Here is a 20250-nt window from a genome sequence, read left to right as displayed (position 1 = left end):
CGCAACTTACGCCGGCCGGTGGCCCCTTGGGAGGAAGCGGCTTATTGGCTGCGGGCGACCAGATCCTTGGCAAAGCCGTCGAGTTCGTCGAGGCCTTCCTTGATGTCGGTGCGCGTGCCGGTGATCAGCTCTTCGAGGATGATGCCCCAGCGGTCGCCGAGATCAGGCCATTGCGGGCTCTGCCAGAAGTTGACGGCGGTGACCTTGCCGGTGTCGGCAAGCGCCTGGCCGAGATCGGGACCATAGAGCTCGGCGAATTTTGGGCTGGTCATAATGCTGGTGCGGTTGAGTTCGCTGAACTGGTTGGCTTCGAGCCGGCGCGTCTCGTTTTCCTTCGAGGTCGCCCAGGCGATGAAGAGACCGGCGCAAGCCTTGGAGGCCTCATCCTTGTTGGCCTTGGTACCGATTGCCAGGCCATGGCCATAGCCGCCGCCCGTCAGCGGCGCCGGGGGCGGCAGGTAGCCGACCTTGCCGGCGACCTTCGATGACTTCGGGTCGATCGCCATGCCGACAAGCGGGGTGGATTCGATCAGCATCGCCACCTGTCCCGAAGTGAAGGCGCCGACCGCCTCGTCCCAGCCGCCGGTCTGGCTGCCCGGTGCCGAATACTTGAACAGTTCGAGATAAGTTTCGGTCGCCTTGACGGCCTGCTCGCCATCGAAGACGGGCGTCTTGCCGTCGAACCAGTTGCCGCCAAACCCTTTGAAGAGCGGCATCCAGCGCCAGACATTGGCACCCGAGCCACGCTGGCCGCGAAGTGCGGTGCCATAGATGCCCTGGTCGGGCTGGTTGAGCTTCTTTACGGCCGCGATGTACTCGTCGAGCGTCTTCGGCGCCGAAATGCCGGCTGCTTCGAGCAGGTCCTTGCGATAGACCATGAGGTCGCCGCCGCCGGTGATTGGCGCAAACCAGACCTTGCCGTCATAGGTCGCGACCTTCTGGCGGCCGGGATCAAAATCGGCGTAGTCGTACTCTGCAGGATAGTAGTCCATCAGCGGCGCGACCCAGCCGGCGGACGCAAAGAGCGCCACATTGGCTTCGTCGATGTAATAGACGTTGTATTTGCCGATGGTCGAGGCGTCGGCTTTGGTCTTGGCGCGCCGGTCGTTTTCGTTGAGATAATCGATTTCGAAGGATGCGCCGCCGGAGAGCTTCTCGAATTCGGACTTGTAATCTTCGAGCAGCGTCAGGCCGTCACGCGGCTGGGCGAGCACCTTGATCGTGCCGGAGCATTCGGCAGCGACCGCCAGCGTCGTGAGCCCGGTGGAAAGAAGGCATGCGAAGGCGATGCTCGAAACGAGCGTCTTGGCTTTTGTCATGTGAAGGACCTCCCCAAGGTCTGCGATGCGCGCTGGAAACTCCTCAGATCCGGCGCGTTTTCCCGATAGCGAACCGTTTCGCTGGTCCTGATGATAGGCGCTATGACGTGTCGAACTAGCGTGCGTGATGCGGCGATTCTATATTTTCATGCGCTATTTTGGCTCGATCGATCTATTTGCGGTGCAGCAAATGCAAGGATTCATTGTTTCGCTGTCACGGAAGCGGTCTAGAGGCGTGCCGGTCGGCGTTGCCCCGTCAGCCGCCGATAGGCCGATGGCGTCATCTTGTGCTGACGCAGGAAGGTGCGGTTGAAGTTGGAGATGTTGAGGTAGCCGACCTCGAAGCAGATGTCGGTGATCGGCATTTCGGTTTCGGCAAGCAGCTTGCAGGCCTGCCAGATGCGCAGCTTGTTGACGTGGTCGGTAAAGGTATTGCCGGTGTTCTTCTTGAAGAAGCGGGAAAACGCCGTCTCGCTCATCCCGGCACGCTTGGCGAGGTCGGCAAGGTGGATGTCGGTGGCGATGTTTTCGTAGATGAAGGCGAGTGCGCCGCGCAGCACGTCGAGCGATTGCGCCTCTAACTCCGGTGCGAATTCCGGCGAAGAAAGCAGCTCGAACTCGTCGGTGTTGACGAGAAGATCGAGGAGCTGGATGAACAGCGAGAAGCGTGAGAGCCCCTTGAGATCGCCCATGCGCTCGATCAGCTCGGCGCCTTTTGCGCGGGTCTCACCATGAAAAACCAGACCGCGTTCGGCGCGGGAGAAGAAGGCCTCGAGTTCGGCAAACTCCGGCAGGGCATCGGTGATCGCGCGCATGCGATCCGGATGAAACTGGATGACGATGTCGCGCCCTTCGATAATCTCGTCGGGTTCGGTGGCCGTTACCCAGTCATGCGGCAGGTTGCTACCGATGACCGTGAGATAACCCGGGCCGAACTGGCCGATGTGATCGCCGACGAAGGCGAGGCCCGAAGCCTTCCGGATCAGATGGATCTCGATCTCCGGATGGAAATTCCAGACGTTCCGCTCCCAGGGATAGTCGTCGAGACGCCAGAGAAACGTTTCGTTGACGTTGGTGACGATGTGCTCGAACGTCGGCGGATTGGCTGCGAGCGAAGCGAGCCTGGCCGGCGCGCGCCTGGTGCTTCGCGTCGTGCTCATTGCCCAGCCCCTGTTCGTGGCGTGCCGATCGCTCGTCTCCCTCGCAGAATATTTGCCTTAGGCGCGCTCCGCCCAGATCTTTGCCAGTTCGACGAGCGTCTTGACACTCCTCTCCATGTCCTGCCGGCTGACCCACTCGAGCGGCGAGTGAAAGGCGTGGCCGCCTGCAAAGAGGTTGGCCGAAGGCAGGCCCATGAAGGAGAGCCGCGATCCATCGGTGCCGCCGCGGATGCTGCCGCGTACAGGCTGCATGCCGGCGCGCCGAATTGCCTCGATCGCGTTCTCGACGATTTCCGGATGGCGGTCGAGAACGGCCTTCATGTTGCGATACTGTTCCTTGACCTCGAAGCTGTAGCTGGAGCCGGGGTAGGCGCGCATCACGTCCTTGACGATTGCTTCGAGCATCGCTTCTTTTTGGGCAAGCCCGGCCTCATCGAAATCGCGTACGATGAAACCGAGCTGGGCCTTGTCCATGGAGCCTGTGACACTCGTCGGGTGCACGAACCCATCGCGGCCTTCCGTGCCTTCCGGCGACACGTCACGCGGCAGCCGGCTGATGATTGCGCCGGCGATCTTGATGGCGTTCTCCATCTTGTCCTTGGCAAAGCCCGGATGGATGGCAACGCCGTGGATGACGATCTCGACGCCATCGGCGGAGAAGGTTTCATCCTCGATATGGCCGGCGGTTTCGCCATCGACCGTATAGCAGAACTCAGCGCCAAGCTTCTTCAGGTCGACCTTGTCGACACCGCGGCCAATCTCCTCGTCGGTGGTGAAGAGCAGCTTGATCGTACCGTGCTTGATGTCGGAATTGTCGACGAGGATCTGCGCGGCCGTGACGATTTCGGCAAGGCCAGCCTTGTCGTCGGCACCGAGCAGTGTCGTACCGTCTGTTGTGATGATGTCATTGCCGATCTGGTCGTTCAGGACCGGATGGTCGCTGACGCGGATCACCTGTTGCGGGTCGCCCTTGAGCTGGATATCGCCACCCTGGTAGTTGCTGACGATCTGTGGCTTGACGTTCGTGCCGGTGAAATCGGGCGCGGTGTCCATGTGCGAGCACCAGCAGATGACCGGCACCGGCTTGTCCACATTCGAAGGGATCGTGGCGTAGACATAGCCGTTTTCGTCGAGATGGGCATCGGTAAGCCCGATTGCGAGCAGTTCCTCGACAAGCACGCGACCGAGGTTCTTCTGCTTCTCCGTGGAAGGCTGGGTCTTCGACCTGGCGTCGGACTGCGTGTCAATGACGACGTAACGGAGGAAGCGGTCGAGAACGGTATCGGTCATGGCGGGAATCCAGTGAAGGTGGGCGTCAGACCGCTATACCCCCAGACCGAGACGAGGGAAAGTCCGGGACCGCCCAAGGCAGGCGGGCGGTCGCGACCGGATCGGCCCCATCGGGGCGCGACGCAGGCGATGCCGGTCAGTAGGTCTTGCTGACCGTCGTATCGGTCTCGCCTCTGATCCCTTTGAGCTCTGCAGCCAGACGGCTGGTTGCGCCGACCAGCAGGCCGACATTATGGCCGACGGCGACAAAGGCCGCGCCGAGTTCGAGGTAGCGGCGGGCAAGCGCCTGATCGGAAGTGAGAATGCCGGCCGCCTTGCCGTGCGACTGGATGTGAAGCAAGGCCGCTTCGACTGCTTCCTGCACTTGGCGGATGTCATCGAGAGAAAGGTCGGCGACCATCCGCTTGCGTCATCGGCAAGACGGGCAAGGGCACCCGCCTCGATCGCCGGCCGAGAAACGCACGAAACGGGAACGGTTCATCGGTTGGCTTCCGTCTTCTTCTGATGCTTGCTCAGCGCGGCGGCGACTTCGATGATGACTTCGAAAGCGGTTTCTGCGTCCGCCTCCGTCATGTCGAATTGACCCGCCTGGAAGCGGATCGCGACGCGACCGTCGACACGGGTCTGCGTCAGATAGATGCGGCCGTCGTCGTTGATCGCGTTGACGAGCGCGACGTTGTGGGCGTCCGGATCCCCTTCATTGCGGTGGCGGAACGAAAACAGCGACAATATCGGCTGTGTCACGATCTCGAAATCCTTGTGTCCCGCAAGCCGCTCCGCCAGCTGTCCAGACCAGCGCACATGGTTACGGATCATCGTCTGCAGCCCTTCAAGCCCGTGGAAGCGCAACAGGAACCAGAGTTTCAGCGCGCGGAAGCGCCGGCCGAGCGGGATCGTCCATTCGGAATAGTTGATGATGCCGTCGTAGCCGTGGGTTTTCAGGAATTCCGGATGGATCGCCAGCGTCTTGACCAGGTCATCCGGGCTGCGAATGAAATGCGCTGAGCAATCGAACTGGGCGCCGAGCCATTTGTGCGGATTGAAGACGATCGAATCCGCCTTATCGACGCCGGCCCAAAGCTGCCGGAATTCCTCGCAGATCATCGCGGCACCCGCCCAGGCGGCGTCGACATGGACGTAGAGACCATGGGCGTGCGCGACCCGCACCACCTCGGTGATATCGTCGCAGGCGCCGGTGCTGGTGCCGCCGGTGCAGGCGATTACGCCGGCCGGCAGCAGGCCCGCCGCCTTGTCCCGAAGAATGGCAGCTTCGAGCGCCTGGCAGTCCATCGCCCGCCTTGGACCCTTGGCTGGGATGCGCACCAGGTTTTCCTCGCCAATGCCAGAGACCCAGATCGCCCGGTCTATCGAGGTATGCACCTGATCGGAGGAATAGATGCGAAGCTGCGGCTGGCTTGCCAGCCCCTTCTTGTTGCCCTGCCAGCCAAGCGCGCGCTCGCGCATCACGAGCACGGCCGAAAGTGTCGCCGAGGAGGCAGAGTCCTGGATCACGCCGGAGTAGCCTTCCGGTAGGCCGATTGCCTGGCGCAGCCAGTCGAGCACTTTTGTCTCAAGTTCGGTCGCTGCCGGTGAGGTCTGCCAGAGCATGCACTGCGCCGCCATGGCCGTCACGAGATATTCGGCAACGACGGAAACCGGCGCCGCATTCGCCGGGAAATAGGCGAAGAAACGCGGATGCTGCCAGTGGGTCATGCCCGGCAGGATGATCTTCTCGAAATCCTCGAAGATCGCCTGCATGTCCTCGCCCGTTTGCGGCGGCCGCGATGGTATCTGCGCGGCAATCGCACCGGGTGCCGTCCTTGCGCGCACCGGCCGGTCGCGCAGCGATGCGCGATAGTCGGCGCCCCATTTTACGGCCTTTAGCGACCACTCACTGAAACTCTTCTGGTCCATTTGCTACCTCCCGTTCGCCGCCCGTCTGCCCTATGCCTCCGATTCGGTCGGCATCCTCTACAATCGGACACTGCTCGGCAAGGACGTCACCGGCTGGCGCGGCCTGATCGAGACAGTGAAGGCAAAGGGGCTGAAGTTCACGCTCCGATCCCGAGCCTCCTCGGGGATAGCATCCAGGCGCGCTTTGCTGTCTGCGTCGCCGGCTGAAGACCGAGGGATGGGATCACGGCGCTATGTAGCTGCGCCAGAGAACGTAGAGGCTGACGGAAAAAATGACGCCGCGGAAGATCTGGGTCAGGACATCGCGGTGGGTCGACAGTCGGGTGGAGACGATCGTGCCGAAAATCCCGCCCGCAATGCCGCCGGCGATGAAATAGCCGGAGATGCGCCAATCCACCAAGCCTGAGGATGCATAGTTGATCGTCGTCGTCAGGCCGAAGGTGCCGACGGCGAGAAGCGAGGTGCCGACCGCATTGATGAGCGGCATGCCGGTCGCAAGCAGCAGTCCGGGAACGATGAGGAAGCCGCCGCCGATGCCGAAGAAGCCGGAACAGGTGCCGGTCAGCAGTGCGGTCAGGCCGGTCTTGCCATGGGTGAGCGCCGAGAGCGATTGCGGCGTGCTGACCGCTTGGCTCTTCGCCCCTCGCATCGCGAAGCTGACGAACATCATCACGAGGCCGAAGAGAAATAGCAGCCGCTGTCCATCGACCAGCTTGCCGAGGCTGGAGCCGAAATAGGCGCCGAGCGAGCCGGCGACGGTGAAGATCAAAGCACAGCGCCACCAGAGATGGCCGCGAAGCGCATGGCTGATAAGGTTGAGATAGGCGTTGGCGGAAACGGCGAGCGCACCGGTGCCGAGCGCCGTATGCACGTCGCGGATGCCGACGACATAGATCAGCAGCGGAGTCGCAAGGATCGAGCCGCCGCCGCCGATCAGGCCGAGCGTGAAGCCGGTGAGCGAACCGGAGCCGATCGCAAGCAACATTTGCTGGAAAGGGTCCGCCACGATGCCGCTACCCCCAGACCGCACCGGGAAGGGCGTCGAGCGGTATCTTCAGGTAGCGCCGGCCATTGTCTTCGGCGGCCGGCAGTTCGCCGCCGCGCACGTTCACCTGCAGCGCGTGCAGGATGAGTTTTGGCATCGGCAAGGTCCGGTCGCGTGCCTCGCGCAGGCCGATGTAGTCCGCCTCGGTCTTGCCAGCGACATGCGGGTTTGTGGCCTTCTGCTCCGCTACGGTGCTTTCCCAGCGTGCCTTGCGACCGCCGTGGCAATAGTCGTGGCCGGTGAATAGGCGTGTCTCGTCCGGCAACGCCAGGATCGCCTGGATCGAACGCCAGAGGTCCCTCGCACTGCCGCCAGGAAAATCGGCGCGGGCCGAGCCGCTGTCGGGCATGAACAGCGTGTCATGGATGAAGGCTGCGTCGCCGATTACATAGCTGATCGATGCCAGCGTATGGCCGGGCGAATGGATGACACGGGCCTTAAGTTCGCCGATCCGGAATGTCTCGCCGTCGACAAACGGCCGGTCCCATTGCGAGCCGTCGCAAGCAAAATCCGGCCAGTTATAGATCTCCTTCCAGATCCGCTGCACGCCCTTGACATGTTCGCCGATCGCCGTCGGGGCGCCGGTCCGGCTCTTCAGATAGCGCGCTGCCGAGAAATGGTCCGCATGGGGATGGGTGTCGAGGATCCACTCGACCGTCAGACCCTTGGCGGCGATATGGTCGAGGATCGCGTCGGCATTCCGCGTGGCGGTCGAGCCCGACTTCTCGTCGAAATCGAGCACCGGATCGATGATTGCGCATTTACCGGTCGCCGGATCGGCGACGACATATTGTATGCTGCCGGTGCGGGGATCGTAGAAGCCGGTAACATCGGGCTTATGCATAGGCGAGGGCCTCTTCAGCCGTGGCGCACGGGAAGAAGATCGCGCGGGTGGGGTCGAAATCGTAGTCAGCTTCGAAGGTGGGTGCGTCCGCCGCGAGCTGCGTGACGCAGTCGAGGATGTATTTCACCTTTTCGTCCGACAGCAGGACGCTGAAATTCAGCCGCGTGAAGCCGGGCTTCTCGATCTCCTCGCCGGCGAGGATCGCCTGGCGGATTTGCTCGGAATGCGCCGCATCGATCGACAACAGCCTGTGAACGTAAGGCCCCGCACAGGCACAGCCGCCGCGCGCCTGAATGCCGAAGCGGTCGCTGAGCATGCGGGTGACGAGCTGCTGGTGGACATAGCCGCCCTTGCCGTTCCTGATACGGAAGGAAAAGATCGGCAGGCGATCCGGCTCTTGAAGACCGAGCAGCTCCAGTTGCGGCACGGCCTTCCAGGCGGCAAACGCCCGCCTGGTCAGCGCGCGATTGCGCCTCTCGATCTCCTCAAGCCCGATCGCATGTTTGACGATGAAGGCGAGTGCGGCGCGGATGTCGCCGACGACGTTCGGCGTTCCGGCTTCTTCGCGTGCCTCGAGGCTGCCGCTGTAGTCGTGCGTATCGGGCGAAACGAACTTGACCGTGCCGCCGCCCGGCCAGGTCGGCTTGTTCGTGGCGACGCCGTCGCGGCGGACGATCAGGATGCCGGAGGCACCCGGGCCGCCGATGAACTTGTGCGGCGAGATGACGACAGCGTCGATCTCGGCACCGGCGGCTGGCGACAGCGAGATCGGAACGTAAGGGCCGGCGCCGGCATAGTCCCAGATCATCTTGGCGCCGGCAGCCTTGACCATCCGGGTGATCGTGACGACGTCGCTGGTGATCCCGGTGATGTTCGATCCGGCCGAGAGGGTGCAGACCGTCAGCTCAGGCGAACCGGCGTTGAGCGCTTCGCTAAGTTCAGCAAGCTCTGGCCCGCCCGCCGGGCATTCGGCCAGTTCGATGATCTCGGCACCGCTTTCGCGCCAGGGCAGGATGTTGGAGTGATGCTCGTAGGGGCCGATGATGATCCGGACCCGTTTGCCTGCTGCCGCAGCTTCGGCGACGCCGAACAGCTTGACCAGGCGGTTGATGCCCGAGGTCGCGCCGGACCCGGTGAAGATGACCGCGTGGTCCGCCGTCGCGCCACAGAATTCACCGATCAGCGCGCGCGCTTCCCGGCGCATCCGGGTCATGAAGCCTCCGCAATAGGAGGCCTCCGTGTGGCTGTTGGCGTAATAGGGCAGCACCTCTTCGAGCACGAAGTCTTCGATCACACGCAAAGCGCGGCCCGAGGCGACATAGTCCGCATAGACCAGGGCCTTCATGCCGTAGGGACCGGCGATCTTTGCCTTCGCCCCGACGAGACCGTCGCGGAGGTCGGCAACCACGTCCGGGCCATTCAAAGCCTGGCGGAAACGGGCAAGGGGCGTAAGTGCCTCTGAGGGCTGGCGGTGGACGGCAGGCACGATCATCTCGCTGACTCCTCGGAGCGAACATTGACAGCAATTGTAATCTCGTCCACGGTCGAAAAGTTCACCTATTTTCTGCAGTTTCGGCCATGGATTGTGTCAAATGATCGAATCTTCGTTCAAAATCGATGGCTTCGATCTGAACATCCTTACCGCATTGCAAAAAGATTCGTCGCTCTCGCAGCGCGACTTGGCTGAAAAGGTCGGCTTGTCACAGAATGCGTGCTGGCGGCGCCTTCAGCGTCTGCAGTCGATCGGACTGATCCGGGGCTCGCACGCAGACATAGATCTGAGCGCGCTGGGGTTGGATCTGACCGTGTTCGTGATGATCCGCACCCGTCATCACTCCAAGGAGTGGAGCGATGGTTTTCGGCAGCATGTCGAGCGACTGCCGGAGGTGATCGACTTCTATCGGATCGGGGGTGATTGGGACTATCTGATCAAGGTGGTGACCAAGGGCATGCGTGGCTACGACAGCTTTTACCAGAAGCTGATCACCAATTTCGACCTCGCAACCGTCACCGGCTTCTTCTCGATGGAAGCGATCATCAACAATCGCCCCGTGGACCTCAGCCGGTTGAAATGAGGCGCCGGCTCTCCCGGCGCTCCACATCGATCACATGACGCCGAAACGCTCGAACGCCTCGACGGTGCTCATGCCGGCCTCGATCGCGAGGCGAACCTTGTTTTCGGTTTCGGCCTTTTCCAAAGCCAGCGCGATTGCTTCCCGCTCAGCCTCGCGCGGAATGACGAGCACGCCGTCGCGGTCGCCGAAGAGAATGTCGCCCGGCCGGATACGGATGTCGCCGATCTCGATCGGAATGCTGTAGTCGACGACCTTGCCGCGCGGGCCTTGGTCCTGTGCATAGGATCCGTAGCAGAAGGTCGGGAAATCAAGCGCGAGAATGCCAGCGCTGTCGCGGCAATAGCCATCGCAAATCGCACCCGCCGCCTTCAGCTTCAGCGCCCGTGTCGACATCAACTCACCCCAGACGGCATAACGCGGCGAGGAGCCGGAGCAGACATAGATCTCGTTGGCCTTCAGGCTATCGAGCGCGTGGAACATCAGGCCGAACGGCTTGGCGCTGAACGCCGAGTTTCCACTTGTCTCGGCGGCCGCGAAGAAATCGGCCTCGAGCACCGGCATTGCCCGCCCGACAGCGACCATGTCGTCGCGAAGCGCCCGGATCTGCGGTGGCAGGAACTGATGCTGCAGGCCCATTGTGTCCAGGATATCGCCGACCACGGCCGTGAACAGCCGACTGCGCATGGCGGCAAACAGTTCGGTATCGTCTTCAAAATGGTTCATTTCTTCCCTCAAGCCTTGTGCGCCATGGCGGTCGCGATGCCCTGCATGACGCCTCTGATTTCCGCGAGGCCCTTCAGCCGGCCGATCAGCGAGTAACCGGGATTGATCCGCTCCTTGCCGATATCGTCGGCCAGCAGGTGCCCATGGTCCGGCCGCAGCGGAATCTGCCAGTCGGGGCGGCCTTCGCGCACACGCCGTTCCTGTTCCTGCATCAGTGCGAAGATCACCGCCGGCATATCGCTCGATCCGCCGAGATGGTCCGCCTCATGGAAGGAACCGTCCTCCTCGCGCTGAACGTTGCGCAGGTGGGCGAAATGGATGCGCGGCCCAAATTCGCGGACCATGGCCGGCAAATCGTTTTCCGCGCGGGTCCCGTAGGAGCCGGTGCAGAAGGTGATGCCGTTGGCCGGACTGTCGACGGCGGCGAGAATTTGCCGGACATCCGCCGCGGTGGAGACAATGCGCGGCAGGCCGTAGAGCGAAAAGGCCGGATCGTCGGGGTGAATGCAAAGCCGGATACCGACTTCCTCGGCGACCGGTACGATCTCCCTGAGAAAGTGCGCCAGGTTGGCATGCAGGTGATTGGCCGTCACGCCATCATATTCGGCAAGGGCGGCTAGAAAACTCGCCCGGTTGAACTGGCGCTCGGTTGCCGGCAAGCCGGCGATGAGATTGCGCTCGATCCGGTCGATCTTCGTCTGGTCCATCTTATCGAAGCGCTGGCGGGCGGCGAAAATCTGCCGCTCGGCGTAGCTATCCTCGACATGCGGGCGCTTCAATACGAAGAGGTCGTAGGCAGCAAAGTCGACCGCATCGAAGCGTAACGCGTAGCCACCGTTCGCCAAGGGCTGCATCAGCTCGGTGCGCGTCCAGTCGACCACCGGCATGAAGTTGTAGCAGACGATGTTTATGCCCGCCCGCGCCAGGGCGCGAAGCGTGTCCTTGTACCAGCCGATGTAGCGAGCGCTTTCGGCGGTGGCGAGCTTGATCGAGTTGTGTACCGGAATGCTCTCAACGACGCTCCAGCGCATGCCCGCGGCTTCGATCAGTGCCTTCTGCTCCACGATGGCTTCGTCGGGCCACGGCGATCCGTCGTAGATGTGGTGCAGCGCCGAGACGATCCCTGTCGCGCCTGCCTGCCGGATATGGCTGAGCGGCACCGGATCGTTCGGCCCGTACCAGCGAAAGCACTCTTCCATCAGTCTCATGCAGAACTCCTACCCGCTTCCGTGTCTTGTTGGACCACGTTGGTCAATAATGTCTGATTGGTCCAACAATTCAAGCCGTGAAACGAGGATTTGGCGCAAATATGATGCCGAGATGCAGATTCTCGAGTTTGCGCTTGACTGACGCCGCAATCTGGACCAACAAATAAACATCGCAGGGAGGATGGCCGGTGAGCAGTTCGGTACGGGAAGATGCATTGTCGGGCGTGGAGGCCGTGGAGCCGGGCAAGACCTCGGCCGTCGATCGCCTCGTCGAGCAGATCCGCGACATGATCTCCGAGCGAGGCCTCGGCATCGGCGATGCGCTGCCGACCGAGCGCGATCTCGGCGAGCAGTTCCAGGCCGGCCGCAACACCGTGCGCGAGGCGCTGCAGGTGCTGCGCGCCTATGGCTTGGTCGAGACCCGGCCGAAGGTCGGCGCCGTCATCAGCGGCGGACACGGCGAGGCGATCCGCCGGCTCTTCGCCTTCCACAATGGGATTTCACCGGACTCGTTCCGGGATCTCCAGGGCTTCCGGCGCATCATCGAGACAGGCGTCGGCGAGCACATAATCCTGACGGCTGGGGATGACGACTTGGACCGGCTGGACGCGATCAACGCGCGGATCCTGGAAGCCGGCAGCGTCGAGGATGCGGCGCGTTGCGATTACGAGTTCCATTCGGCGATCGTCGAACTTTCGGGCAACCGCACGACGCTTGCCGCCTATCACATGCTGCGCTCGGTGATCGAGGAGGTCATGCGGCTCGGCAAGGCTGAGCGCACGGTGCATGCGGAAACCTTCGAGGCGCACGCCGAGATCATCCGGGCGCTCAGAGCCCGTGACCGCATTGCCTATGTCTACCTGATGAGCCGGCATCTGGAGTTCGGCATCCGCTTCGTCGATGCCGTGCCGGGCGGCCAGCAAGCGCGATGAGCACATTGGAATTTTGAGCCACACCGCCTTTACGGTGTGGACGGCCGTTTGCCGGATCCACTCGCCCGTTGGTCCGGCGGCACGAACAGGGCACTTGGGAGGAGAACCAATATGAGCAGCATGAAACGTCTGGCGCTTGCCGCGCTACTTGCCACCGTCAGCTTCGCGCCGGGCGCGGCCTTCGCCGGCGGCAAGGCGATCGCCGGCATCGTCTTCCAGCAGGACCAGTATTTCCGCGGCATCCAGATCGGTATGGAGAAGGCTGCGGAAGCGGCCGGAGACGAGCTCCTTGCCGGCAATAGCGACAGCAAGCTGGAGAAGGAAGCCCAGCTGATCGACACCTACATCGCCCGCGGCGTGAACTCGATCGTCGTCGCGCCGCTTTCGGCTGACGCCTCGGTGCCGGCGCTGAAGAAGGCGCGCGACGCCGGCATCACGGTCGTGACCTACGGCACGTCTGCCAATGGTGACGTCGCCCAGGCGACCGTGACGAGCTCGGACCGCGATATCGGCATCGGCACCGGCAAGGCCGCGACCGACTTCTTAAAGACGCTCGGCAATGGCGAGAAGGTCAAGATCGGCACGCTCGCCTTCAAGGCGCTGCTGCCGGAGCAATCGAATGCCCGCGTCGACGGCTTCCTGAGCGTCGTCAAGGATCAGGTCGACATCGTCGCCCAACAGGACGCCTGGCTCGCCGAGAAGGCGCTCGCCGTCGCAAGCGACATGCTGACGGCCAATCCCGATATCCGGGTGATCTATGCCGCCAACGAAGGCGGCACGATCGGCGCCGTTCAGGCGGTGAAGAAGGCAGGCCTCGAAGGCAAGGTCTTCGTCTTCGGCACCGACGGTTCCGAGCAACTCGCCAACATGCTCCTGAATTCCGACAACGTGCTGCAGGCGACGACAGCGCAACAGCCGCTCGAGGTCGGCAAGCAGGCGATCGAAGCCGCGCAGAACCTGCTCGACGGCAAGAAGATCGAGACGAAGGTCAACGTTCCGGTTCTGCCTCTGACCCGTGCCGACGCGGAAGGCGTCGCTGCCTACAAGGAAGGCCTCAAAGCCTTGAAGTAAAGGCCCGGAAGTGAACTGGGCGGCGGGAGCCTTGTCCCGTCGCTCCTTCGCCGCGCACAGCAGGAAATCCGCATGAGCTATCCGCAACCAAGGTCAGCCGCGTTGCAAGGGGTGCAGGGACGGCTGGACTTTCGGGCCGTGACCAAGCGTTACGGCCCGACTGTCGCCCTTTCCGAATTCACCCACAGCTTCGCACCCGGGAAAGTGCATGCCCTGATGGGCAAGAACGGCTCGGGCAAGTCGACACTGGTCAAGCTTCTTGCCGGCGTCACCGAGCCGACATCCGGCACGATCAGCGTCAACGGCGAGGACCGCCACTTCACCTCGCCGCATGACGCCTTCGCCGCCGGCATCGTCACCGTGCATCAGGAGCTCTCGCTGGTGCCGGAGCTTTCGGTCGGCGAGAACATCTTTCTCGGCCGGCTGCCGCATCGGCGGCGCGCCGGTTTCAGCGTCGTCGACTGGGCGGGCCTGCACCGGCGCGCCGGCGAACTGCTCGCCGACATGGGGCTTGCGCTCGATTCCCGCCAGCCGGTCTCCGCCCTCAGCGTCGGCCAGCAGCAGGTGGTGGAGATCGTCAAGGCGATGTCCTTCAACCCGTCGATCCTGCTGCTCGACGAGCCAACCTCGGCGCTCGCCACCCGCGAGGTCAAGCAGCTCTTCGCGCTGATCGAACGCTTACGCGCCCGCGGCGTGACGATGATCTACATCACCCACCGCATGAGCGAACTCTTCGAGATCGCCGACACCTGCACGGTGATCCGCGACGGCCATTATATCGGCTCGGTCGCGATGAAAGAGACGACGCCTTCGGGGATCGTCGGCATGATGTTCGGCGATGCGGCGCGTGCCACGCGTCCGCCGCGGCGCGAGCTCGATCGCACCAAGCCGGTGCTCGAAGTGCGCGAACTCAGCCGGTCAGGGCATTTCCACGACGTCTCCTTCGACCTCTTTCCCGGCGAAATCCTCGGCATCGCCGGCTTGCTTGGAGCCGGGCGCACGGAACTGATGCGGGCGATTTTCGGCGCCGACCGGGTCGACGGCGGTTCCGTCAGGTTCGATGGCCGCATCATGACCGGCGCGAGCCCGCGCGATATGCGCAAGGCGGGGCTTGGCTACACGCCGGAAAATCGCAAGGAGGTCGGGCTCGTACAGTCGCTCTCGACCGCCGACAATCTCTGCATGGCGAGCCTCGGCCCGATCTCGAACAAGGGCTTCATCTCGCGTCGGCGCGAACAACCGCATGTGCGCCGCCAGATCGCCGATCTGCATATCAAGTGCGGCGACCCGGAACTGCCGGTGTCGTCGCTTTCCGGCGGCAACCAGCAGAAGGTGGTGATCGGCAAATGGCTGAACCGGCAGCCCTCGGTGATGTTCTTCGATGAACCGAGCCGCGGCGTCGACGTTCAGGCCAAGCGCCAGATCTTCGACATCATCTGGCAGAAGGCGGCCGACGGCCTCGCCAGCATCTTCGTCTCGACGGAACTCGAGGAGGTCCTCGAAGTCGCCGATCGCATCCTGGTGATGCACCACGGCGCCGTTGTCGCCGAAGTGGATCCGACGAAAACCGATCTTACCGAACTCTACGGCCTGTGCATGGAAGGGGCCAAGCAATGACACTTGTGAGCCAAACGACCGAGGCCGGCGGACAGAACACGCCGCTCAAGTTCCTCAAGACCTATCCGATGGAGATCATTCTCGCGGCGCTGGTGATCTTCCTGATCCTGGTCGCGCCCGGCTTTGCCTCGACCAGCAACGTCTTGAACGTGCTGCGCACGGTCTCGATGCTCGGTATCATCGCCTTCGGCATGACGGCGGTCATCATCAGCGGCGAGATCGACCTTTCGGTCGGGGCGGGCGCGGCACTTGCCGGCTGCATCGTTGCCTGGTTTGCAGACCGCTTCACCGATGCGCTCGGCGATTGGGGCGCCGTCACGGTCGGTTTTGCCGTGGCGTTGTTGCTCGGCTTCATGCTCGGCTATCTCACCGGCCGTTTCCGGCAATGGTTCAACGTGCCGACCTTCATCACCACGCTTGCGCTTTTTGCGGCGCTCCGCGGGGTCGCCAATCTCATCACCGGCGGCTTCCCGATGTCGTCCTTCCCGCTCGGCTTCGATTTCCTCGGCGGCGGCTACCTCTTCGGCATTCCGTTCCCGGTCTATATCTTTGCGCTCACCTTTGCCGGCATGCATTTCCTGATGAAGTATACGAGCTTCGGCCGCGAGGTTTATGCCGTCGGCGGCAACATGGAGGCAGCCCGCCTCTCCGGCATCGACATCTGGAAGGTAAAGGCGCTGACGCTGGGGCTCACTGGCGCGCTCACCGCCGTCTCCGGCACGCTGATCGCCTCGCAGATCGGCGCCGGAACCGGGACGACGGCAACGGGCATGGAGCTCGACGTCATCGCCGCCGTGATCATCGGCGGCACCTCGCTCTTTGGTGGCAAGGGCCGCATTTGGGGCACGCTGATCGGGGTCCTGTTCCTCGGTTGCATTTCCAACGGCATGACGCTGATGAATGTCAGCGAATATTGGCAATACGTCGTGCGCGGCGGGATCATTCTCGGCGCCGTGCTCTTGAACCAGGTTCTGGAACGGGTGCGCTGAGACCGGCGCGGGGTGCTTGCACCCCGCGGCCCTCATGAAAATCGATCACGCATATGATCTTGGGTCGCCCGCGATCCAAATCATCGCGATCCATCGCGGAGACAATCATGACTGAATTCAAAGGAAAAATCGCACTCGTCACCGGCACGTCCGGTATCGGTCTCGCCTCGGCGATCCGCCTGGCGTCTTCCGGCGCAACCGTGCTCGCCTGCGGCAACGACGTTGCCACCAACGAGACATTCGACAAGATCGCCAGCGAGCGCAACCTGCCGATGTCGACGCGGCTGACAGATGTCTCCGTGGAAGCCGAGGTCGAAGCGGCGGTCCGCGAGGCGGTGCTGCGCCAAGGTGGCCTCGACATCATCGTCAATGCCGCAGCCGTTCATCCCTACGGCACGGTGCTCGATACCAGCGCCGAGACCTTTGCGCGCTGCCTCTCGGTCAATGTCGGCTCGATCTACCTGACCGGCCGCTTCGGCATTCCCGAAATGGTGAAGCGTGGCGGCGGCGCCATCGTCAACATTTCCTCGGTGCAGGGCCACGCCTGCCAGCAGAATGTTGCCGCCTATGTTGCCTCCAAGGGGGCGATTCACGCGCTGACCCGTGCCATGGCGCTCGACCACGCGGCGGTGAAGGTCCGGGTGAATTCGGTCAGCCCCGGCTCGGTGCGCACACCGCTTTTGTCGCTCGCGGCTCGCACCTATGGCGGCGAGGGCGTCAGCGAGGCGGAAGCCTTTGCCCGCTTCGGTGCCGCGCACCCGATCGGCCGCATTGGCGAACCGGAGGAGGTGGCCGAACTGGTCGCCTACCTCGCCTCCGACCGCGCCGCCTTCGTCACCGGCTCGGATTTCCGCATCGACGGCGGCCTCACCGCTGGTATCGGCGTCAAGTAATCAGACAGGAAGCGTCAACATGAAGATCGGCCTTGGGCTCTACCGGGAGCAACTCACCCCGGATAATTTTCAATTTGCGTTGCAGGCGGGTGCGACCCATGTCGTCGCGCATCTGACCAATTATTTCGCCGGCAAAGATCCGAAGATCGACAGCGGCGATCAGGGCGGCTGGGGCGATTGCTCCGGCGATCGGCTCTGGTCTTTCGAGGAGCTGTCGGCGCTGGTGAAGGATGTGCGCGCCGGCGGCCTGGAGGTCGCGGCGATCGAGAATTTTTCGCCGCGCTTCTGGCATGACGTGCTTCTCGACGGACCGGAGCGGGCGCAACAGATCGAGGGGCTGAAGCAGCTCATCCGCGACGCCGGCCGCGCCGGCATCCCCTGCATCGGCTACAATTTCTCGCTCGCCGGCGTCTATGGCTGGACCCGCGGGCCCTACGCCCGCGGTCGTGCCGAGTCCGTCGGTTTCGGCGTCGAAACCAGCATCGCGCCGAGCCCGGATGCGCCGATCCCTGACGGCATGGTCTGGAACATGCGCTATCGCCGCCCCGTCGCCGGTGCCATCCCCGTTTCCGTCAGTTCCGCCGAACTTTGGGACCGCCTCGGTCGCTTCCTGAAGGAGGTCGTGCCGGTCGCGGAAGAGGCGGGTGTCGTGCTCGGCGCCCACCCCGACGATCCGCCGGCGGAGGAACTGCGCGGCACGGCGCGGCTCGTCAACCGCCCGGAGAAATACGATCGCCTGATGGCGATCGTCGACTCGCCCTCGAACGGGCTGGAACTCTGCCTCGGCTCGCTGCAGGAGATGCCGGGCGGCGACATCTACGATCATGTCCGCCGCTTTGCCCGCTCTGGCCGTATCGGCTACATCCATTTCCGCAACGTGCGCGGAAAGATGCCGCGTTATGTCGAGACCTTCGTCGATGAGGGTGACATCGACATGGCCGAGATCATCCGCATCCTGCGCGACGAGAACTACCAAGGCGTGATGATCCCCGACCATACGCCGGCCATGACCTGCGGCGCCTCCTGGCATGCGGGCAAGGCCTTTGCGCTCGGCTACATGAAAGCGCTGGTGCAGAACGCCGAGGCGCTCGGGCCATCGCGCTCGATCCCTGCAAGCATGGCGGCGGAATAGGAGGCGGCGATGGCACCCGAGCTTATCTGTGTCGCGCCTGTCGGCGACCGCTGCGGTGAGGGCGCCGTCTGGTCCGCGGACGAGGCGGCTGTCTACTGGACGGACATCAACCGGTTCCTCGTGCATCGATACGACGAGGCAACTCAAGCGGTCAGAACCTGGTTGTTCGAAGAACCAGTGGTCGCCATCTCGCTGACAAAAGAAGCCGGCCGCCTGCTCGTTGCTCTCGGTTCGAAACTCCTCTGGTGGTGGCCGGAGACCGACCGGCGCGAAGATCACGGCTTCCGCCTGCCCGGCGCGCCGCGGGTAAGGCTCAATGATGGCCGTACCGACCCCGCGGGGAACTTCTGGGTCGGTTCGATGAAGAACAACGTCCTGCCTGATGGCGAACTTGGCGAGGCCGGCCCGGGCGAAGGCGTTCTCTACCGGATTGCGCCCGATGGCGCCGTCACCGAATGGCGCCATGGGCTCGGCATCTCCAACACGCTCTGCTGGAGCCCGGACCGGCGCACCTTCTACTTCGCCGACACCCTGGCAAACGAGATCTATGCCTTCGATTATGACGCGGCCGAGGGGGCGATTTCAGGCGAACGGCATTTCTTCACCGGATTCGATCGAGGCTCGCCCGATGGCTCGACGATCGACAGCGAAGGCTTTCTCTGGGACTGCCGTTTCGGCGGAAGCTGCATTGCCCGGATCGCACCCGATGGCCGTCTTGCCGAAGTGATCGACATGCCGGTGACCAACATCACCACCTGCACCTTCGGTGGTGCCGATCTGAAGACGCTCTATATCACCACCGCCAGCATTCTTTCCGGCCCCGGTGAACGCCTCGCCGGCAGCCTTTATGCCATGCGCGTCGAAGTTCCCGGCCTTCCGGAAAACCGGTTTGGAGTGACAAGCAGGTGAGCGCGGTGACGACACGACGCGCGCTTGCCTGGGCGCATGGCTGCCTTTCGGTGCAGTCGCTCGGCGGCATGCTCGGTCCCGTGTTGTTTTTGCTGCCGGACGGGCGGCAGGTCAGCCCCTTGCATGTGGCACCTTGGGGGAATGATCCCGAGCGCGAGACGCTGCCCGAAATCCTGCAGGAATTGCGCGGCGAATGGCCCTGCGCCCCCTTCGGCAGCGACGCCGATCGGGCGCTTCCCGCGGGCTGGTCTGCGACAGGAGAAAGTTTCAATGGCGCCGGCGTGCCCCATGGCCATAGCGCCAATGTTCATTGGGATTGGAGCGCTTGCGACGACCGTCAGATCACCATGGAATGCCGTTATCCGGAGGACCATCCGATCGGCCTTTTGCGGCGGAGGATTATGCCGAATCCAAGCGCGGCCGCCATCGACATCACCCTGGAAATCGAAGCGCGGCGGCCATGCCGCCTGCCGATCGGCCTGCATCCGACGTTCCGGCTGCCGAGCCGCCCGGGTTCGGTCACTATCGAACCCGGTGCCTATGATCGCGTCTTGAGTTTTCCCGGCGACGTCGAACCGGGCGCGGCCTTGTTCTCGCCCGATCGGCAATGGCCATCGCTTGGCAAAGTCGAGACGCGTAGCGGTGCAACAATCGACGCCTCGCAGGTGCCGCTCACCGAAGAAACCGAGGATCTGCTGCAGCTCTTCGGTGTCGACGGCAGCTTGGCGCTACACTATCGCGACGAGGGGTTTCGCGCGCGGCTCACCTGGCAGAAGGATCATTTTCCGAGCCTGCTACTCTGGTTCAGCAATCGCGGCCGCAAGGCTTATCCCTGGAACGGGCGGCACATGGCGCTCGGCGTCGAGCCGATCGCCTCTGCTTTCGATCTCGGACCGGCGGTCTCCACGGCGGCTAACCCGCTGGCATTATCGGGCGTTGCAACGGCGATTGCGTTCGAGCCGGGTCAGACCTTCGCCACCCACTACCGGCTTTCCGTCGAAGTCGCTCCTATCAGCAATCCTGCCGGGCACGCGGCCGCAACAAGCCTAGTTGCAGTTCGGCAAGTTTAGTTGCATCACTGCTGGCCGACTAATGCCTGGCTGGTCAGCATTTTTCATTGGGGCAAGTC

General features: G+C 63.2%; 18 protein-coding genes and 1 pseudogene. 9 read left to right on the top strand and 10 right to left on the bottom strand.

What is annotated here, in order from left to right; genetic code table 11:
• Positions 1–41: 41 nt before the first annotated feature.
• From QM996_RS29055 to QM996_RS29020, 8 genes and pseudogenes are all read right to left on the bottom strand, one after another.
• On the bottom strand, positions 42–1319 hold the full coding sequence (locus QM996_RS29055; RefSeq protein ID WP_334197315.1) for an ABC transporter substrate-binding protein: 1278 nt from the start codon (positions 1317–1319) through the stop codon (positions 42–44).
• 227 nt (positions 1320–1546) lie between these two features.
• On the bottom strand, positions 1547–2479 hold the full coding sequence (locus tag QM996_RS29050) for a helix-turn-helix domain-containing protein (protein WP_334197314.1): 933 nt from the start codon (positions 2477–2479) through the stop codon (positions 1547–1549).
• A 57-nt stretch (positions 2480–2536) separates the two neighbouring features.
• Complete coding sequence (gene pepT / locus QM996_RS29045; protein ID WP_334197313.1) at positions 2537–3769, bottom strand: peptidase T; 1233 nt, start codon at positions 3767–3769, stop codon at positions 2537–2539.
• A gap of 136 nt (positions 3770–3905) precedes the next feature.
• Positions 3906–4139 (bottom strand): annotated as a pseudogene (locus tag QM996_RS29040) (2-keto-3-deoxy-L-rhamnonate aldolase); the annotation flags it as partial.
• A 107-nt stretch (positions 4140–4246) separates the two neighbouring features.
• On the bottom strand, positions 4247–5683 hold the full coding sequence (locus QM996_RS29035) for a pyridoxal phosphate-dependent decarboxylase family protein (RefSeq protein WP_334197312.1): 1437 nt from the start codon (positions 5681–5683) through the stop codon (positions 4247–4249).
• Positions 5684–5906: 223 nt separating this feature from the next.
• Complete coding sequence (locus QM996_RS29030; protein WP_334198706.1) at positions 5907–6668, bottom strand: sulfite exporter TauE/SafE family protein; 762 nt, start codon at positions 6666–6668, stop codon at positions 5907–5909.
• 28 nt (positions 6669–6696) lie between these two features.
• Positions 6697–7572 carry an MBL fold metallo-hydrolase gene (locus tag QM996_RS29025; RefSeq protein ID WP_334197311.1) on the bottom strand — a complete coding sequence of 292 codons (876 nt, stop codon included), beginning with the start codon at positions 7570–7572 and terminating at the stop codon, positions 6697–6699.
• Positions 7565–9064 (bottom strand): aminotransferase class V-fold PLP-dependent enzyme, encoded by a 1500-nt coding sequence (locus tag QM996_RS29020; RefSeq protein WP_334197310.1) that lies wholly within the window; start codon positions 9062–9064, stop codon positions 7565–7567. The genes QM996_RS29025 and QM996_RS29020 overlap by 8 nt, the downstream gene beginning before the upstream one ends.
• Before the next feature lie 100 nt (positions 9065–9164).
• Between QM996_RS29020 and QM996_RS29015 the strand changes: the two genes are divergently transcribed.
• On the top strand, positions 9165–9647 hold the full coding sequence (locus QM996_RS29015) for an Lrp/AsnC family transcriptional regulator (RefSeq protein WP_334197309.1): 483 nt from the start codon (positions 9165–9167) through the stop codon (positions 9645–9647).
• A 30-nt stretch (positions 9648–9677) separates the two neighbouring features.
• Here QM996_RS29015 and QM996_RS29010 read toward each other — a convergent pair whose 3' ends face one another.
• On the bottom strand, positions 9678–10370 hold the full coding sequence (locus QM996_RS29010; protein ID WP_334197308.1) for an RraA family protein: 693 nt from the start codon (positions 10368–10370) through the stop codon (positions 9678–9680).
• An 8-nt stretch (positions 10371–10378) separates the two neighbouring features.
• Positions 10379–11569 (bottom strand): mannonate dehydratase, encoded by a 1191-nt coding sequence (uxuA, locus tag QM996_RS29005; RefSeq protein ID WP_334198705.1) that lies wholly within the window; start codon positions 11567–11569, stop codon positions 10379–10381.
• A 197-nt stretch (positions 11570–11766) separates the two neighbouring features.
• Between uxuA and QM996_RS29000 the strand changes: the two genes are divergently transcribed.
• From QM996_RS29000 to QM996_RS28965, 8 genes are all read left to right on the top strand, one after another.
• Positions 11767–12510 carry a FadR/GntR family transcriptional regulator gene (locus tag QM996_RS29000; RefSeq protein ID WP_334197307.1) on the top strand — a complete coding sequence of 248 codons (744 nt, stop codon included), beginning with the start codon at positions 11767–11769 and terminating at the stop codon, positions 12508–12510.
• Positions 12511–12621: 111 nt separating this feature from the next.
• A complete protein-coding gene (locus QM996_RS28995) occupies positions 12622–13581 on the top strand; it encodes a substrate-binding domain-containing protein (protein ID WP_334197306.1) in 960 nt (319 codons plus the stop codon).
• Positions 13582–13653: 72 nt separating this feature from the next.
• On the top strand, positions 13654–15198 hold the full coding sequence (locus QM996_RS28990; RefSeq protein ID WP_334197305.1) for a sugar ABC transporter ATP-binding protein: 1545 nt from the start codon (positions 13654–13656) through the stop codon (positions 15196–15198).
• A complete protein-coding gene (locus tag QM996_RS28985; protein WP_334197304.1) occupies positions 15195–16187 on the top strand; it encodes an ABC transporter permease in 993 nt (330 codons plus the stop codon). The genes QM996_RS28990 and QM996_RS28985 overlap by 4 nt, the downstream gene beginning before the upstream one ends.
• A gap of 107 nt (positions 16188–16294) precedes the next feature.
• Positions 16295–17080, top strand: coding sequence for an SDR family NAD(P)-dependent oxidoreductase (locus tag QM996_RS28980; protein WP_334197303.1), 786 nt, complete (start codon positions 16295–16297; stop codon positions 17078–17080).
• Positions 17081–17099: 19 nt separating this feature from the next.
• A complete protein-coding gene (locus QM996_RS28975; protein ID WP_334197302.1) occupies positions 17100–18212 on the top strand; it encodes a mannonate dehydratase in 1113 nt (370 codons plus the stop codon).
• A gap of 9 nt (positions 18213–18221) precedes the next feature.
• Positions 18222–19121, top strand: coding sequence for an SMP-30/gluconolactonase/LRE family protein (locus tag QM996_RS28970; RefSeq protein WP_334197301.1), 900 nt, complete (start codon positions 18222–18224; stop codon positions 19119–19121).
• A 5-nt stretch (positions 19122–19126) separates the two neighbouring features.
• Positions 19127–20191 (top strand): hypothetical protein, encoded by a 1065-nt coding sequence (locus tag QM996_RS28965; protein ID WP_334197300.1) that lies wholly within the window; start codon positions 19127–19129, stop codon positions 20189–20191.
• Positions 20192–20250: the final 59 nt, after the last annotated feature.

The organism is Sinorhizobium chiapasense (assembly GCF_045277575.1).
GTDB classification, from domain to species: Bacteria; Pseudomonadota; Alphaproteobacteria; order Rhizobiales; family Rhizobiaceae; genus Ensifer; species Ensifer chiapasense_A.
The sequence above is the reverse complement of the archived record's forward strand: the minus strand, read 5'-3'. Positions and strand labels throughout refer to the sequence as shown.